At 73.8% G+C, this 14,468-nt stretch carries 13 protein-coding genes; 10 read left to right on the top strand and 3 right to left on the bottom strand.

Annotation, left to right across the window (positions count from 1 at the left end; genetic code table 11):
- Positions 1-80 precede the first annotated feature (80 nt).
- Positions 81-878 carry a 3-oxoacyl-ACP reductase gene (locus tag ACGF07_RS16265; protein ID WP_392899180.1) on the top strand — a complete coding sequence of 266 codons (798 nt, stop codon included), beginning with the start codon at positions 81-83 and terminating at the stop codon, positions 876-878.
- A gap of 150 nt (positions 879-1,028) precedes the next feature.
- Positions 1,029-2,201 carry a DUF2510 domain-containing protein gene (locus ACGF07_RS16260; RefSeq protein WP_392899177.1) on the top strand — a complete coding sequence of 391 codons (1,173 nt, stop codon included), beginning with the start codon at positions 1,029-1,031 and terminating at the stop codon, positions 2,199-2,201.
- Positions 2,202-2,341: 140 nt separating this feature from the next.
- On the opposite strand, the gene ACGF07_RS16255 is transcribed toward ACGF07_RS16260, so the two are convergent.
- Both ACGF07_RS16255 and ACGF07_RS16250 read right to left on the bottom strand, forming a co-directional pair.
- On the bottom strand, positions 2,342-3,262 hold the full coding sequence (locus ACGF07_RS16255) for a lytic polysaccharide monooxygenase (protein WP_392899174.1): 921 nt from the start codon (positions 3,260-3,262) through the stop codon (positions 2,342-2,344).
- A 271-nt stretch (positions 3,263-3,533) separates the two neighbouring features.
- Complete coding sequence (locus ACGF07_RS16250; protein WP_392899171.1) at positions 3,534-4,751, bottom strand: alanine racemase; 1,218 nt, start codon at positions 4,749-4,751, stop codon at positions 3,534-3,536.
- Between the two features lie 206 nt (positions 4,752-4,957).
- Between ACGF07_RS16250 and ACGF07_RS16245 the strand changes: the two genes are divergently transcribed.
- Positions 4,958-5,731, top strand: a complete 774-nt coding sequence (locus ACGF07_RS16245; RefSeq protein WP_392899168.1) for an SseB family protein — start codon at positions 4,958-4,960, stop codon at positions 5,729-5,731.
- Positions 5,732-5,788: 57 nt separating this feature from the next.
- Here ACGF07_RS16245 and ACGF07_RS16240 read toward each other — a convergent pair whose 3' ends face one another.
- Positions 5,789-6,166: a DUF1844 domain-containing protein gene (locus tag ACGF07_RS16240; RefSeq protein ID WP_350744453.1), complete on the bottom strand. Its 378-nt coding sequence runs from the start codon at positions 6,164-6,166 to the stop codon at positions 5,789-5,791.
- Positions 6,167-6,676: 510 nt separating this feature from the next.
- On the opposite strand from ACGF07_RS16240, the gene infC reads away from it, so the two are divergent.
- From infC to pheT, 7 genes are all read left to right on the top strand, one after another.
- On the top strand, positions 6,677-7,381 hold the full coding sequence (infC, locus tag ACGF07_RS16235) for a translation initiation factor IF-3 (RefSeq protein ID WP_350744471.1): 705 nt from the start codon (positions 6,677-6,679) through the stop codon (positions 7,379-7,381).
- Positions 7,382-7,520: 139 nt separating this feature from the next.
- Positions 7,521-7,715 (top strand): 50S ribosomal protein L35, encoded by a 195-nt coding sequence (rpmI, locus tag ACGF07_RS16230; RefSeq protein WP_030286227.1) that lies wholly within the window; start codon positions 7,521-7,523, stop codon positions 7,713-7,715.
- Positions 7,716-7,822: 107 nt separating this feature from the next.
- Entirely contained in the window at positions 7,823-8,218 is a 396-nt protein-coding gene (rplT, locus tag ACGF07_RS16225) for a 50S ribosomal protein L20 (protein WP_030055649.1), read from the top strand.
- 152 nt (positions 8,219-8,370) lie between these two features.
- Positions 8,371-9,237 (top strand): TrmH family RNA methyltransferase, encoded by an 867-nt coding sequence (locus tag ACGF07_RS16220; protein WP_392899164.1) that lies wholly within the window; start codon positions 8,371-8,373, stop codon positions 9,235-9,237.
- Between the two features lie 119 nt (positions 9,238-9,356).
- Positions 9,357-10,460 carry an ATP-binding protein gene (locus ACGF07_RS16215; RefSeq protein WP_392899161.1) on the top strand — a complete coding sequence of 368 codons (1,104 nt, stop codon included), beginning with the start codon at positions 9,357-9,359 and terminating at the stop codon, positions 10,458-10,460.
- Positions 10,461-10,707: 247 nt separating this feature from the next.
- On the top strand, positions 10,708-11,829 hold the full coding sequence (gene pheS, locus ACGF07_RS16210; protein ID WP_392899158.1) for a phenylalanine--tRNA ligase subunit alpha: 1,122 nt from the start codon (positions 10,708-10,710) through the stop codon (positions 11,827-11,829).
- Positions 11,829-14,330, top strand: a complete 2,502-nt coding sequence (gene pheT, locus ACGF07_RS16205) for a phenylalanine--tRNA ligase subunit beta (RefSeq protein ID WP_392899155.1) — start codon at positions 11,829-11,831, stop codon at positions 14,328-14,330. The genes pheS and pheT overlap by 1 nt, the downstream gene beginning before the upstream one ends.
- Positions 14,331-14,468: the final 138 nt, after the last annotated feature.

Genomic DNA, 14,468 nt, shown 5'->3' with positions numbered 1-14,468 from the left:
GGCCGCACGCGCCGCGCCACTGAGCACGAGAAGTCCAGGCACACGTCCGTGTCCGCGTCCACAGCGAGGAGCAGCACCCGATGACCGAGAAGCCCGGGAAGGACGAGGCGGTCTGCCGCCGCCTGGTCGGCCGCACTGCCGTGGTCACCGGCGCGGGCAGCGGCATCGGGCTGGCGGCCGCGCGCCGGCTCGCCTCCGAGGGCGCGAGGGTGGTCTGCGCGGACCTGGACGAGGAGACCGGGCGGGCGGCCGCCAGGGAGGTCGGCGGGCTGTTCGTGCACACCGACGTCACCGACCCGTACATGGTCGAGGCGCTGTTCGACGAGGCGTACGAGACCTGCGGCAGTGTGGACGTCGCCTTCAACAACGCGGGCATCTCGCCGCCGGAGGACGACTCGATCCTGACCACCGGCCTGGACGCCTGGCGCAGGGTCCAGGAGGTCAACCTGACCTCGGTCTACCTGTGCTGCAGGGCCGCGCTGCCGTACATGCGCCGGCACGGGCGGGGTTCGATCATCAACACCGCGAGCTTCGTGGCCCGGATGGGCGCGGCGACCTCGCAGATCTCGTACACCGCCTCCAAGGGCGGGGTGCTGGCGATGTCCCGCGAGCTGGGCGTGCAGTTCGCCCGGGAGGGGATCCGGGTGAACGCGCTCTCGCCCGGGCCGGTGGATACCCCGCTGCTGCGCGAGCTGTTCGCCCGGGATCCGCAACGGGCGGCCCGCCGGCTGGTGCACATCCCGCTCGGCCGCTTCGCGCGGGCCGAGGAGATCGCCGCCGCGGTGGCCTTCCTGGCGAGCGACGACTCCTCGTTCATCACCGCGAGCGAGTTCCTGGTGGACGGCGGCATCTCCGGGGCGTACGTCACGCCGCTGTAGGACCGGCGGGAAGTGCGGGAGGTGCCGGAACCCGCGGGCAGCCCGGGCGCCGGGGCCGCCGGTGCTTCTCACCGTAATCTCATCGAAAACCGCGGGAATTCGCGGCTGCGCTGATTTCGCGTTTATCCGGCTGCCTTTACATTCTCTGGTGTGAGCGAGCAGATTCCAGCCGGGTGGTACCCGGACCCGAAGGACACCACCAGCGACCCGAGACCGCAGCGGTGGTGGGACGGCAGGGGCTGGACGGCCGACACCCGGCCCGCACCCTCGGACGCGCCGCAGCCGGAGGCCCCGGCCGCCGCGGCTCCGGGGCCGGGCGCGGCCGAGCGGCCCACGGTGCTGGAGGGCGAGGTCCTGGAGAGCGGCCCGACGGTCCGCTACCCGGAGCCCCCGCCCTTCGGCACCGGCTACGGTGCCGTCGGCGAGCCCGCGAAGGCGCCGCGCCGGGCCTGGCGCAAGCCCTCAAGGCTGGTGGTGGCGACGGCCGTCGCCGCCCTGCTCGGTCTGGGAGCCGGCTCGGGCATCACCTACCTGGCGATGGACGGCCACGGCAAGGACCGCAGCCAGCGCAGCGCCCGGCAGCTGCCGGCGCCCGACGGCGGCGGCCCGTTCGGCGGCCTCCCCGGCTTCGGCGGCGGCAGTGGCAATGGCAATGGCAATGGCAACGGCGGCAGCGGAGGCGGGGGCAACGGCGGCGGCAAGTCCCGGCCGGGCGCCGGCAAGGCGCTCGACCTGGTGAACAAGCTCACCCTGCCCGTCCCCGCCGGCTGGCAGGCCGACCAGACCCCCGACGGCTACGCGGCGATCACCATCGGCTCGTACACCTGCCCGGACGGCACCGGCCAGTGCACTCTCGGCGGGGTGACCACCGGCCGGATCGACGGCGGCGGCACCGACGTCCAGGCGGCGGCCAAGGCGGACATCGAGAAGGCCGCCAAGGAGGCGTACGGGGACAGCACCGGGCACCAGGAGCTCAAGTCCGAGGCCGTCAAGGTCGACGGGCAGGACGGCTACCTGGTCCGCTGGAAGGTGAACGCGGCGAAGGGCAACAGCGGCTACGTGCAGACCGTGGTCTTCCCGTCCTCGGACGGCAAGTCGCTGGTCTCGGTGCACTTCGGCTTCGACATCGCCGACAAGGCGCCGGACGTCGCCGTGATGGACACCATCGTCAAGGGCATCGCCGACTACAAGGGCAAGCTGCCGACCGTCCCCGGCATCCCCGGCATCCCCGGCCTCCCGGGGATGCCGGGCGGCGGCTCGGGCGGCTCGGGCGGCTCGGGCGGCGCGGGCAGCCCCGACGGTTCGGGGACCGAGACCACCTGAGCCCCCGCTCCTCACGCCGCGAGCGGCCCACCCGGGAGCACCCCCTCCCGGGTGGGCCGCCGTCGTTCGGCCCCTCGCGTCGACGCGGCCACGGGACCGGACCGGACGGGGGTGGACCGGCCCGGCCCCGCCTTCCGGCGTCAGGAGTCGCGTCGAACAGCCTCGACGCGACGGCGCCGGAGCACCATGCCCGCCCAGCCGACGCCGAGCGCCGCGGCGCCGGCCAGCAGCAGCGGACCGGTGGCCGAGGTGCCGGCCACGGCCGCCGAGGTGGTCGGCAGCGGCTGGCCGGCGGGGGCGTTCGGGTCACCGCCGTGGCCGTGGTGGGCGACCGTGGACCTGGGCGCGTCGGCGGCGATCTGCGCGTCGCTGGGCGCGGCCGGGGCGGCGAGCGAGGAGACGGCCGGGGCCCCGGCGGCCTTGGGCGTGCCGAAGTCGACGTCCGAGCAGCTGTAGAACGCCTCGGGGCTGTCACTGCGCTGCCAGATCATGTAGAGCAGTTGGCGCCCGGTGCGCTGCGGCAGGGTGCCGGAGTAGGTGTAGTAGCCGTTGGCGGCGGTGCGGTCGACCTGCACCCGGGCCACCGGGGTCGGGTCGAGGTCCGACCACTTCAGCGGCTTGGTCGGGTCGTACCCCGCCTTGGTGATGTAGACGGTCTGGCTGCCGACGTGCGGTGCGGTGGTGCGGAACTGGAAGGCGAAGGCGCCCGCGCTGACCGGGGTGGCCGGCCAGTCGGTGCGCGGCCAGTCCAGCGCCGCGTACTTGTCGCGGTTGGCGGAGCAGAGCTTCCCGTCCGGGATCAGGGCCTGGTGGTTGCCGGCCGCGTTCGCGATGTTGACCTCGTTCCAGTCGTACAGCGGCTGGGTGCCGCTCGCGGCGACGAGGTCCTTGCAGACCTGCGAGACCGGGTGCTCGGGGCCCTCGGCGTAGCAGGCGGCGATCCGGCTGACGGGGTTGGTCATCGTGCCGTGGGCGTGGGCGGTGCCGGCGGTGGTCGCGGCCACCGCGAGCACCGCGGCACCGACCACGCCGGCGGACAGGACACTGCGCTTGATGGACATGGGGTGGGGCTCCTCGGCCGTCGTTCCGGGCGGGTGTGGGGGAGAGCGGACACGCCTGCCCGTCCGGGGACCGCCGGCCCGGACCGCGGGCCCCGGCCAGAGCGTAGGATTGGTCTGGACCAGATGGCAATAGCCGTGCGTGACACGCTCGTTGACGGATCGTAGGGCGCCGGGCAGCGCACAGGCCCGAGGGGACACCGGAATTAGGTGTCCCCTCGGGCCCGCTTAAGGCTGCCGAAAGACCGGCTGGCACCCGGAGGCCCGGAACCGGTCAGAGGAAGGTCTTCCCCTCGCCCCGGTAGGTCGGCACCGTCCGGACGATCCGGTCCCCCTCGATCAGGTGCAACTCCGCGAAGCGCTCGCACAGTTCGCCCGCCTTCGCGTGCCGGAACCAGACCCGGTCGCCGATCAGCAGGTCGTCCGCCGCGGAGCCGAGCAGTGGGGTCTGCACCTCGCCCGCGCCCTCCATCGGGTCGTAGCGCAGCCCCGGCGGCAGGTACGGCACCGGCGAGCGGTCCGGGCCGGCCGCGCCGGACGCCGGGTAGCCCCCGCCGAGCACCGTCACCACGCCGACCCCCGGGCGGCGCACCACCGGCTGGCCGAACAGCGCGGCCGGACGGCCCCGGAAGACGCGGTAGTTGTCGAACAGCTGCGGCTGGTACAGCCCCGAGCCGGCCGCCACCTCGGTGACGGCCCGCTCGGCCGCGGTGGACTCCACGCTGCCGGTGCCCCCGCCGTTCACGAACTCCAACTCGGCGACCTGCCGCAACCGGCGGACCACCGCCGCGCGCCGCTCGACCAGCTCCGCCCGGGCCCGGTCCTGCATCAGCCGGATCAGCCGGGAGCGCACCGGCCGGCCCGGCACCCGGTCCCCCACCCCGGCGATGTGCCCCTCGTACGCCATCAGTCCGATCACCCGGAAGCCCGGGCGGCGCTGGACGAGCTCGGCGAAGGCGCCGAGGTCCTCCGGGGTGCGCAGGGGTGAGCGCCGCGCGCCCACCCGCACCCGCCCGCCGAGCAGGTGCAGGGCGGTGTCGAGTTCCAGGCAGACCCGCACCTCGGCGTCGCCGGAGCGGGCCTTGTCGATCAGCTCCAGCTGGGCCGGGTCGTCCAGCACGACGGTGATCCCGCGGGCCAGCTCCGGGTCGGCGGTCAGCTCGGCGTAGCCGTCCCGGTCGGCGGAGGGGTAGGCGAGCAGGATGTCGCGCACGCCGGTGCGGGCCAGCCAGAGCGACTCGTCGAGGGTGAAGGTCATCACCCCGAGGAACCCGTCCACGGCCAGCGCCCGTTCCAGCAGGGCCCGGCAGCGCAGCGACTTGCTGGCGACCCGGATCGGCTTCCCGCCGGCCCGGCGCACCAGGTCGGCGGCGTTGGCGTCGAAGGCGGCGAGGTCCACCACGGCCACCGGCCCGTCCAGGTGGGCGGTGGCCCGGTCGTACCGGTGGCGGTCGGAGACCGGGGCGGGAGCGGGAGCGTCGAGCATCACCATGGCCGCAGGGTGTCACAGCGCGCTACCGGTGGGTAGGGGTGCGAGCGCACCGGAACCGCGCGGGCCGGGGCGCGGAGCGCGGTCGGGTGCCGCGGCGGGGAGCGCGGCCGGGTGCCGGGGTGGTGCCGCGGCGGGGAGCGCGGCCGGGCGCCGGGGCCGTGCAGCGGAATGCGGCCGCGGGCCCGCGGTGGCATAGGGTCGGCCAGGTGGACCGCGAAGACTTCCCCAACCCGGCGTTCGTCGGCAAGAGCATCCCGAATCCCGGCTTCTCCGACGACGACGGCACGGCGGACCCGGCGCTGACCGCGGCCCTCGCCCGCTGGTCGCAGGACCGCACGGCCGAGCCCGAGGTGCTGGCGGCGCTGACCCCGACCCGCTTGATGGTCCCGATCGTGGCCCTGCTCGGCGAGGTCGAGGTGGACGAGCACGGACACCGGCACGACAAGAGCAGCGACATGGCCGTCCCGGTCCTGGAGGCCCCGGACGGGCGCCGCGCGCTGCCGGCCTTCACCTCGCTGGAGACGCTCGCCCGCTGGCGCGCCGACGCCCGCCCGGCGCCGACGGCCGCCCCGCAGGCCGCCATGGTGGCCTTCTCGGAACGCGCCGACACCCTGCTGGTCGACCCCGCCGGGCCGGTGCCCTTCCTGCTGACCGGTGCCCGGCTGCGGGCGCTCGCGGAGAACCGCCCGTACCTGCCGCCGGTGGCGGACCCGGAGGTGCGCGAGGCGGTCCGGGCGCTGCTGGCGGCCGAGCCGCAGGTGGTCAGCGGGCTGCTGGCGCCCTCGGAGGACTCGGACGGGGTGCTCGCCGTGGTGTTCGACCCGGCGCTGGACCAGACGGGGCTGCAGGAGGCCGCGCAGCGCCTCGGCCGGGCGGTGGCGGGGGATCCGGTGCTGCGGGTGCGGCTGGACCGGGGGCTGGACCTCGCGGTGCTCCCGGCGAGCGCGCAACTGCCGGGGGAGGCGCTGTACCGGCGGTAGAGCCGAGGTGCCCGGCGAAAAGGGCCGCCCACCGGTGGGCGGCCCTTCGGACCGGTCTCAGGAGTAGACGGGCCCGGTGAACTTCTCGCCCGGCCCCGCGCCCGGCGCGTCCGGGACGAGCGAGGCCTCGCGGAAGGCCAGTTGGAGCGAGCGCAGGCCGTCCCGCAGCGGGGCCGCGTGGAAGTTGCTGATCTCGGGGGCGCCGGCGGTGACCAGCCCGGCGAGCGCGGTGATCAGCTTGCGGGCCTCGTCCAGGTCCTTGTCCTTCTCGCCGCCCTCGGCGAGGCCGCACTTGACCGCGGCCGCGCTCATCAGGTGGACGGCGACGGTGGTGATCACCTCGACGGCCGGGACCTCGGCGATGTCGCGGGTGAGGTCGTCGAAGCCGATCGCGTCGTCGTCCGCGCCGGGGTGCTGAGTGGGCTCGCTGCTCAAGAGGGGCTCGTTCCTTCGTGCCGAGTGGGTACAGGTGGAGCGTACAAGGGGCCCATCAGGTACGGAGCGGGCACCGTTGTGGGGCCCCGTGACGCGCGGAGCGGGCACCGTGGCGGGGCGGAATAGCGTTCGACCTCCCGGCGCTGTATGCTTCGAGACTGACCGGCCGGGATCCCGCATGGGCCCCCGGCCAGCAAGTGGAGGCTCCACTGCAAGGAGGCCCGAGAGGGCAACCGCGAAAGTCTCCCACCTGATCGGCCTCGCGGTCGACGGGTCCGGTCCGCGACGGGCGCCACGGCGCCGAGTCGCCCGCAGCGCCCCTCACCGGGCGCAGCCCCCGGTTGTGTGGAGCCCCGCTTGTACCGAGCGGGGCTTTTTTCGTGTCGCGGTGCAGGTGCCGGAAGGCGCCGGGCAGCGCAGCTCGAATGAAGCCCCGCCCAGTGGTCGAGTCCACTACGTGCGACCGCCGTCCGACGGCCGCATCGCAGAAGGTGCAACCGAGGAGGCCCCATCAGCACCGAGCCCCGCATCAACGACCGGATTCGCGTTCCGGAGGTGCGACTCGTCGGTCCCAGCGGCGAGCAGGTCGGCATCGTGCCGCTTGCCAAGGCGCTGGAGCTCGCGCAGGAGTACGACCTCGACCTGGTCGAGGTCGCGGCGACCGCCCGGCCGCCGGTGTGCAAGCTCATGGACTACGGCAAGTTCAAGTACGAGTCGGCCATGAAGGCCCGTGAGGCGCGCAAGAACCAGGCGCACACGGTCATCAAGGAGATGAAGCTCCGGCCGAAGATCGACCCGCACGACTATGACACCAAGAAGGGTCACGTCGTCCGGTTCCTCAAGCAGGGCGACAAGGTCAAGATCACGATCATGTTCCGCGGTCGTGAGCAGTCCCGCCCCGAGCTGGGCTTCCGTCTGCTGCAGCGGCTCGCCGACGACGTCCAGGACCTGGGCTTCGTCGAGTCCTCGCCGAAGCAGGACGGCCGAAACATGATCATGGTTCTTGGCCCGCACAAGAAGAAGACCGAGGCGATGGCCGAGGCCCGCGCCCTCGCGGACGCCCGCAAGGCCGAGCGGCAGGGCCGGACCTCCGGCTCCGACGCCGCCGCCGCGGACGAGGACGCCGCGACCGAGGTGCAGGACGCCCCGGCCGAGGCCCAGGCCCCCGAGGCCGAGGCTCCGGCCGAGCAGCCGGCCGCCCCCCAGGGCGCCTGAGCCGCGAGGCTCACGGCAGTCCGGGGTTCGGCCCCCGAGTGACAGGGCGTCCCGCCCGGTCACGAAGATCCATCCAGTTCACGCCCGCGCGGCCCAGGTCGCGCGGGTGTGGACGGGACCGACGAGGAGATACGGCGAAATGCCGAAGCAGAAGACGCACAGTGGCGCCAGCAAGCGCTTCAAGATCAGTGGCTCTGGCAAGGTGCTGCGCGAGCGCGCCGGTCGCCGCCACCTCCTGGAGCACAAGCCCTCGACGCTGACCCGCAAGCTGGCCGGCACCGTCGAGATGGCCCCCGCTGACGCCAAGAAGATCAAGAAGCTTCTCGGCAAGTGATCGCCCTCCCGCCCGGCGCGAGCCGGCGCGGGCAGCTGATCCTTCCCGACCCATTCGAATGACGGACCACGTGAAGTAGTCCGTGGTCCAACCCAAGGAGTAATCAAGTGGCACGCGTCAAGCGGGCAGTCAACGCCCACAAGAAGCGCCGGGTCATCCTGGAGCGCGCCAGCGGCTACCGCGGCCAGCGCTCGCGCCTGTACCGCAAGGCCAAGGAGCAGGTCACCCACTCGCTGGTCTACAACTTCAACGACCGCAAGAAGCGCAAGGGCGACTTCCGTCAGCTGTGGATCCAGCGCATCAACGCTGCGGCCCGTGCCAACGGCATCACCTACAACCGCTTCGTGCAGGGCCTGAAGGCCGCCAGCGTCGAGATCGACCGCAAGATGCTGGCCGACCTGGCCGTCAACGACCCGGGTGCGTTCGCCTCCCTGGTCGAGGTCGCCCAGAAGGCGCTGCCGGCCGACGTGAACGCCCCGAAGGCCGCCGCGGACGCCGCCTGATCTTCCGAGATCGGTTGAGCTCTGACCGGACCCGCAGGCTCTCCTGCGGGTCCGGTTCTGCGTTTCCCGCCCGCGCCTCCGCGTTTCCGCCTGCGCCGCCGCCCCGGTTCCCCGTCCCGCACGCAGCGCACCCCGCCACAGAGAACGAGACCATGCCGAGCACCGACACCCCCCTGCTCACCTCCCTGCGCTCGCCGCGCGTCGTCGCCGCCCGTCGGCTGGCCAAGCGCAACCAGCGCACCAAGGAGCGCCGCTTCCTGGCCGAGGGCCCGCAGGCCGTGCGGGAGGCCGTCGCCTTCGGCCGGCTCCCGGGGACGGCCGAGCACGCGGTGGTCGAGGTGTACGTGGGCCTGGAGGCCGCCGAGCGGCATGCCGACATCGTCGACGCAGCCCTCGCCGAAGGGCTGCCGGTGCTGACCGCCACCGACGAGGTGATCGCCGGGATCTGCGACACGGTGACCCCGCAGGGCATCGTGGCGCTCTGCCGCTTCATCGACACCCCGTTCGCCGAGGTGCTCGGAGCCCGGCCCAAGCTGGTGGCGATCCTCGCCCACGTGCGCGATCCCGGGAACGCCGGCACGGTGCTGCGCACCGCCGACGCGGCCGGCGCGGACGCCGTGGTGCTCACCGACGCCTCGGTGGACCTCTACAACCCGAAGGCCGTCCGGGCCTCCGTCGGCAGCCTGTTCCACCTGCCGGTGGCCGTCGGCGTGCCGGTCGAGGAGGCGGTCGGGAAGCTGCGCGAGGCCGGGATCCGGGTGCTCGCCGCGGACGGCGCGGGCGACCGCGACCTGGACCAGGAGCTCGACGAGGGCACCCTGGGCGCCCCCGGCGCGTGGGTGTTCGGCAACGAGGCGTGGGGGCTCCCGGAGGAGACCCGCGCGCTCACCGACGAGGTCGTGCGCGTCCCGATCCACGGGCATGCCGAGAGCCTCAACCTGGCCACCGCGGCGGCCGTCTGCCTGTACGCCTCGGCCCGGGCGCAGCGCTCGCCCGGCGGCTGCCGCTCGAACAGCTGACACCCGCCCCGGGGCACGCCCGGATCACCACGCTGCAAGCCCTACTGCGTGGGCCTGCGAGGCGCTATGGTCTGCCTCGGTGGGGGGAACGGCACGGTGGGTAATCGGGGAGGCAACCCATGGTCGGCAGCGGGCCAGAGCTCGACCCGGACGACCTGCCGGACGGCCTGGTGGTCGCCGACGCGCTGGGCCGGGTGGTCTGCTTCAACCGGGCCGCGGCCCGGCTCACCGGCGTGCTCCCGGAGGCCGCGCTCGGCAGCGCCCTGGAGGACGCCCTGCCGCTGGAGGACCTGGACGGCCGCCGCTGGTGGCAGCTGACCGACCCGTACGGCGGCCTGGCCACCCGCACCCGCCAGCCGGAGCGCAACCTGCTGCTGCCCGGCGGCCGCGAGGTGCTGGTCTCCGCCCGGTACGTCCGCGCCGCGCCGTGCGGGCCGCTGCAGCGGCTGGTGATCGCCCTGCGCGGCACCGAGGCCCGGCGCCGTACCGAGCGCAGCCACGCCGAGCTGATCGCCACCGTCGCGCACGAGCTGCGCTCCCCGCTGACCAGCGTCAAGGGCTTCACCGCCACCCTGCTGGCCAAGTGGGAGCGGTTCACCGACGGCCAGAAGCGCCTGATGCTCGAGACGGTGGACGCCGACGCCGACCGGGTCACCCGGCTGATCGCCGAGCTGCTGGACATCTCCCGGATCGACTCCGGTCGGCTGGAGCTGCGCAAGCAGGTGGTGGACCTCGCGGCCGCGGTGCGCCAGCACGTCGAGCGGAAGGTCGCCACCGGCATCCCCGAGGAGCGGTTCGACGTCCGGATCGGCGAGCCGCTGACCGTGCTCTGGGCCGATCCGGACAAGGTCGACCAGGTGCTGGCCAACCTGCTGGAAAACGCGGTGCGCCACGGCGAGGGAACTGTCACGATCGAGGTGGCACCGGCCAAGGAGGTCGTCGAGGCGCCCGTCTGGGAGCGCTCCGGCACCCCGCCCCGCATCGTGGAAGGCACAGCGGTCACCGTGAGCGACGAAGGAAGCGGCATCCCCGAGGAGTCGATGCCGCGCGTCTTCACCCGCTTCTGGCGGGGCTCCAAGCGCGGTGGCACCGGCCTGGGCCTCTACATCGTCAAGGGCATCGTGGAGGCCCACGGCGGCTCGATCAGGGTCGACCGCGCGCCCGGCGGCGGCGCCCGGTTCCGATTTATCCTGCCCGCCGGGGTGCCCGACTTCATGCTCTGACGGAGCACGAGCCACCAGCAGGGCCTGCTGGAAGTCGGTCCCGGACGGGCTTGACGGCAGCCGCGCTACGCGCTGCGACTACACTCGACCTTTGGCGTTGCGCAACGCCCTGTGCGGCTGTGCCGCGGACACCTCTCCCCGTTGACACGGAGATCGGCTGTGCCCGCGCCCCGGCCCCGCCGGGCGTGACGCGAAGGCGAGCCCACACACCTGAGCACGGACGAGCAGGAGCACGGGAAAGATAGAGATGTCGGCACCCAACAAGTCGTACGACCCGGTCGAGGTCGAGGCCCTCAAGCCCGAGGTGGTGGAGCAGGCGCGGGACGAGGCGATCGCCGCCTTCGCCGCCGCCGGCACCCTGGACGAGCTGAAGCAGGCCAAGGTCGCCCACACCGGCGACCGCTCCGCGCTCTCGCTCGCCAACCGCGAGATCGGCGCCCTTCCGCCGCACGCCAAGGCAGCCGCCGGCAAGCTGATCGGCCAGGCCCGCGGCGCCGTCAACCAGGCGCTCGCCAAGCGGCAGGCCGAGCTGGAGGCGGAGCGGGACGCCCGCGTGCTGGTCGAGGAGGCGGTGGACGTCACGCTGCCGTACGACCGCGCCCCGCGCGGTGCCCGGCACCCGCTGACCACGCTGGCCGAGCGCATCGAGGACACCTTCGTCGCGATGGGTTACCAGGTCGCGGAGGGTCCCGAGGTCGAGGCCGAGTGGCTCAACTTCGACGCCCTCAACCTGGGCCCGGACCACCCGGCCCGCTCCATGCAGGACACCTTCTTCGTCCAGGCCCCGGACGGCTCCGCGGACTCCGGCGTCGTGCTGCGCACCCAGACCTCGCCGGTCCAGGCCCGCACCATGCTCGACCGCGAGCCTCCCATCTACGTCGTCTGCCCCGGCCGGGTCTACCGGACCGACGAGCTGGACGCCACCCACACCCCGGTGTTCCGCCAGGTCGAGGGCCTCGCCGTCGACGAGGGCATCACCTTCGCCGACCTCAAGGGCACCATCGAGGTGCTGGTCGAGAAGCTGATCGGCGGCGGCCTGGAGCTGCGCTGGCGCCCGTCGTACTTCCCGTTCACCGAGCCGAGCGCCGAGATCGACCTGCAGTGCTTCGTGTGCCGCGGCGAGAGCGTCGGCAACCCGGACCGCCCGTGCCGCACCTGCTCCTCCGAGGGCTGGATCGAGCTCGGCGGCTGCGGCGTCGTCAACCCGCGGGTGCTGGTCGCCTGCGGCGTGGACCCGAACCGCTACAGCGGGTTCGCCTTCGGCCTGGGTCTGGAGCGGATCCTGATGAATCGTCACAACGTCGCGGACATGCGCGACATGGTCGAGGGTGACGTGCGCTTCACCCTCCCGTTCGGGATGGAGATCTGATGCGCGTCCCGCTTTCCTGGCTGCGCGAGTACGTCGATCTGCCGGCCGGCGAGACCGGCCGTGACGTGGCCGAGCGCCTGGTCCGGGCCGGCCTGGAGGTCGAGACCGTCGAGCAGCTCGGCGCCGACCTCAAGGGCCCCCTGGTGGTCGGCGAGGTGCTCTCCATCGAGGAGCTGTCCGGCTTCAAGAAGCCGATCCGGCACTGCTTCGTCAACGTCGGCGACGCAAACGGCACCGGTGAGCCGCAGGAGATCGTCTGCGGCGCGACCAACTTCGCCGTCGGCGACAAGGTCGTGGTCGTGCTCCCGGGCGCGGTGCTGCCCGGCCCGTTCCCGATCTCGGCCCGCAAGACCTACGGCCACACCTCGGCCGGCATGATCTGCTCCGCCCGCGAGCTGGGCATGGGCGACGACCACAACGGCATCATCGTGCTCCCGCCCGAGTACGAGCCCGGCACCGACGCCATCGAGCTGCTGCAGCTGGTCGACGAGGTGCTGGACATCGCCGTCACCCCGGACCGCGGCTACTGCCTGTCCATGCGCGGCGTGGCCCGTGAGGCCGCCACCGCGTACGGGCTTCCGCTGGCCGACCCGGCGCTGCTCGACGTGCCGCCGGCCAACTCCTTCGGCTACCTGGTCAAGGTCAACGACCCGGCCGGCTGCGACCGATTCGTGGCCCGGACGGTCGTCGGCGTCGACCCGAACGCGAAGTCCCCGATCTGGCTGCAGCGCCGCCTGCAGAAGGCGGGCATCCGTCCGATCTCGCTGACCGTCGACATCACCAACTACGTGATGCTCGAGGTCGGCCAGCCGCTGCACGCCTACGACAAGCAGCGCGTGGACGGCCCGATCTCGGTCCGCCGGGCGGAGCAGGGCGAGACCCTCACCACCCTGGACGGCGTGGAGCGCGAGCTCGCCGCCGAGGACCTGCTGATCTGCGACAACAGCGGCCCGATCGGGCTGGCCGGCGTCATGGGCGGCGCCTCCACCGAGATCCTCGACCCGGCCGCGGGCCCGGGCACCACCGAGGTGATCATCGAGGCGGCGCACTTCGACCCGGTGTCCATCGCCCGCACCGCCAAGCGGCACAAGCTGCCCTCCGAGGCGTCCAAGCGCTTCGAGCGCGGCGTCGACCCGGAGGCCGCCCGCGCCGCCGCGCAGCGCGCCGTCGACCTGCTGGTGCTGATCGCCGGCGGCACCGCCGAGGCCGGGGTCACCGACATCGCCGCCCCGCACCCGGTGCGCACCATCACCATCGCCGCCGACCTGCCCGACCGGGTCGCCGGCACCGAGTACGGTCGCGAGACCGTCACCCGGCGCCTCCAGGAGATCGGCTGCTCCGTCTCGGGCGCCGACGTCCTCGAGGTCACCCCGCCCACCTGGCGGCCCGACCTCACCGACCCGTACGACCTCGCCGAGGAGGTCATCCGGCTGGAGGGCTACGACAACGTCCCCGCCCGGATGCCCAACGTGCCGCCGGGCAAGGGCCTGACCGAGGCGCAGCGCGTCCACCGCCGGATCGGCGTGGCGCTGGCCGGAGCGGGCTACGTCGAGGTCAACAACTACCCGTTCCTCGGCGAGGCCGCCTTCGAGGCGCTCGGCCTGGAGCCGGACGACCGGCGCCGCCGCACGGTGAAGCTGGTCAACCCGCTCAACGACGAGGAGCCGGCGCTGCGCACCACGCTGCTGCCGGGCCTGCTCGGCGCGCTGCGGCGCAACGTCGGCCGGGGCAACACCGACCTGGCGGTCTTCGAGACCGGCACCGTCTTCCTGCCCAAGGACGAGCTGACCGTGGCCCCGCGCCCGGCCGTCGACCACCGGCCCAGCGACGAGGAGCTGGCCGCGCTGGACGCCGCGCTGCCGGACCAGCCGCGCCGGGTCGCCGTCGCCCTCGCGGGCGAGCGGCTGCCCTCCGGCTGGTGGGGCAACGGTGCCCAGGCCTCCTGGGCGGACGCGGTCGAGGCCGCCCGTACGGTGGCCCGCGCGGCCGGCGTGGAGCTGACCGTCCGCCAGGACCAGCACGCACCCTGGCACCCGGGCCGCTGCGCGGCCCTGGTCGTGGCCGGCACCGACCGGCTGGTCGGGCACGCGGGCGAGCTGCACCCGCGGGTGATCAAGGCGCTCGGGCTGCCGGCCCGCACCGCGGCCATGGAGCTCGACATCGACCTGCTGACCGCGGACGGCGTCCGCAAGGTCGACGGCCCGGTGGTCTCCGGCTTCCCGGTGGCCACCCAGGACGTCGCGCTGGTCGTCGACGCCGCCGTGCCGGCCGCCGAGGTGGAGGCCGCGCTGCGCGCGGGCGCGGGCGAACTGCTGGAGGCCATCCGGCTGTTCGACGTGTTCACCGGTGAGCAGATCGGCGAGGGCAAGAAGTCGCTGGCCTACGCGCTGCGCTTCCGCGCCACCGACCGCACGCTGACCGCCGACGAGGCCACCGCCGCCCGTGAGGCGGCCGTCGCCGAGGCCGTCAGCCGCACCGGCGCCGTGCTGCGCGGCGCCTGACGCCGGCACACCGCTGGGCCCGAGGGGCCCCGTCCGGACCACCTGGTCCGGGCGGGGCCCCTCGCGCTGTCCGGGGCGGCGAGCGTCCGGTGGATGGGGCGTCGCGCCGCCGGTCCCCGGTGTCGCGCCGCTGCTCCC

The sequence above is a fragment of the Kitasatospora sp. NPDC048194 genome (assembly GCF_043202455.1).
Taxonomy (GTDB): domain Bacteria; phylum Actinomycetota; class Actinomycetes; order Streptomycetales; family Streptomycetaceae; genus Kitasatospora.
Note: the sequence above shows the minus strand (reverse complement) of the source record. Positions and strands in the feature narration are given on the sequence as shown.

What these genes read in the sequence shown, in the direction of transcription:
- ACGF07_RS16265 (WP_392899180.1), top strand. Translation starts at nt 81, where the DNA reads ATGACCGAGAAGCCCGGGAAGGACGAGGCGGTCTGCCGCCGCCTGGTC.
- rpmI (WP_030286227.1), top strand. Translation starts at nt 7,521, where the DNA reads ATGCCGAAGCAGAAGACGCACAGTGGCGCCAGCAAGCGCTTCAAGATC.
- ACGF07_RS16215 (WP_392899161.1), top strand. Translation starts at nt 9,357, where the DNA reads ATGGTCGGCAGCGGGCCAGAGCTCGACCCGGACGACCTGCCGGACGGC.
- ACGF07_RS16255 (WP_392899174.1), bottom strand. Translation starts at nt 3,262, where the DNA reads ATGTCCATCAAGCGCAGTGTCCTGTCCGCCGGCGTGGTCGGTGCCGCG.
- pheS (WP_392899158.1), top strand. Translation starts at nt 10,708, where the DNA reads ATGTCGGCACCCAACAAGTCGTACGACCCGGTCGAGGTCGAGGCCCTC.
- ACGF07_RS16250 (WP_392899171.1), bottom strand. Translation starts at nt 4,751, where the DNA reads ATGGTGATGCTCGACGCTCCCGCTCCCGCCCCGGTCTCCGACCGCCAC.
- pheT (WP_392899155.1), top strand. Translation starts at nt 11,829, where the DNA reads ATGCGCGTCCCGCTTTCCTGGCTGCGCGAGTACGTCGATCTGCCGGCC.
- ACGF07_RS16220 (WP_392899164.1), top strand. Translation starts at nt 8,371, where the DNA reads ATGCCGAGCACCGACACCCCCCTGCTCACCTCCCTGCGCTCGCCGCGC.